The 1,220-nt window shown below is 44.5% G+C and carries 2 protein-coding genes and 1 pseudogene; all 3 read left to right on the top strand.

Annotated features, from left to right (window positions below; all coding sequences use genetic code 11):
• Window positions 1-434 (top strand): annotated as a pseudogene (locus tag CIK04_RS28505) (nicotinate-nicotinamide nucleotide adenylyltransferase); the annotation flags it as partial.
• A gap of 40 nt (window positions 435-474) precedes the next feature.
• The gene (locus tag CIK04_RS34655; RefSeq protein WP_325205959.1) at window positions 475-606 is read left to right on the top strand and encodes a hypothetical protein; all 132 of its coding nucleotides are present in this window, start codon (window positions 475-477) and stop codon (window positions 604-606) included.
• 138 nt (window positions 607-744) lie between these two features.
• On the top strand, window positions 745-930 hold the full coding sequence (locus CIK04_RS34650) for a hypothetical protein (protein ID WP_325205958.1): 186 nt from the start codon (window positions 745-747) through the stop codon (window positions 928-930).
• The last annotated feature ends 290 nt before the right edge of the window (window positions 931-1,220 follow it).

Genomic DNA, 1,220 nt, shown 5'->3' with positions numbered 1-1,220 from the left:
TCTTCTTGAACCTTCCATTGCACATGCATGGGGCAAAGAGATGCTTGACTACGCAGTTCGTTGTGAGCTTCTGGACGCATTTATCCAAGATCTCACGCTGTCGACAGCTAAGCGTTCCAACATTGAGCAAGAGTTATACCAGCCAGGTGAAAGTGTCACGACGTACGCCTTGCTAACACGAATTCAAGAAATCTACCCCGAGGCCGATATAACCTTTAGTGATTGGCCCTGATAACTTTTTCAAGTTCGCCAATTTTTATCAAGCGGAAGAGATCACTCAGAATGGGACGGTGATGGCTTGTCCGGAAAAAGTGCAGATTAGAAGTACAGATATACGTCATGCGATCGATTGTGGGGACGATTTGGCGGAATTAACCACACCATCCGTAAGAAAATTATTGATAGAACGGCAGTTATATAAGACAATTCCGTAGTTTAGAGAGGTCTGATGAGTATGCTAAAAAGAACGTTCCTATGTTGCATTGTATCGATGTTGTTTGCCAAGCAAGCAGCAGCGTCTTGTGCATTGCTGGAAGAGCGTTCAATATGCTGCAAGACAGTGCCATGGAAATTGCACGTCAACTCGAAGATAAAATCATTTCTTGAAAAAACATGCGAATGATTTGGCTTAATGATGACAAGCAAGAAACACAAGAAGATTACTGGGGTGAATGGGCGTTAAGCCAAAGATAACCCGGTCTTGACGCAAAACCTCTCTGATAAGCATTTGGTCTGGGTTTCTGGTTGCCGGAAGAGTATGAAAACCAAGTGGCGAGTATGACAACCGAAGAGTGGCTACGAAGTCATGGTTTAATGTTCAGCATTGGCTTGGGCGATAAAAAATCCGGTGAACCGAGAATGCGCTTTGATTATCGCTGGCATGAAACTTCTGAAGCCGACGTGATGATGCAAATAGAAGTGCCTTTCTAATCTCAACAACAGAAGCTCTTTGTAAGAATACTCAATAAAAACGCCAGACAACTGCTGCGTTTTTATTGAGATTGAGTGTGGCGGTGGTTTTCCTCGCAGAGGAGCGTTCCACTTCTTTTACAACGTCTTGCCTAATAACATCTCGCAGATCACGTTGCATTGTTGTTCATCGCCGCTAAACAGTTCGCTGACCACTTGTTCTTTTTTTCCACCGGAAAGCATGCGCTTTTGTGCCTCGCGAACCAGTAGCGCCATATGCCACTCTTTATCAAGCTCATGTGACTGAGGGG

This window comes from Vibrio sp. 03_296 (assembly GCF_002265885.1).
Note: the sequence above shows the minus strand (reverse complement) of the source record. Positions and strands in the feature narration are given on the sequence as shown.

Excerpts from the sequence above, each read along its gene's own strand:
- CIK04_RS34655 (WP_325205959.1), top strand. The coding sequence starts at position 475 with ATGTTGCATTGTATCGATGTTGTTTGCCAAGCAAGCAGCAGCGTCTTG.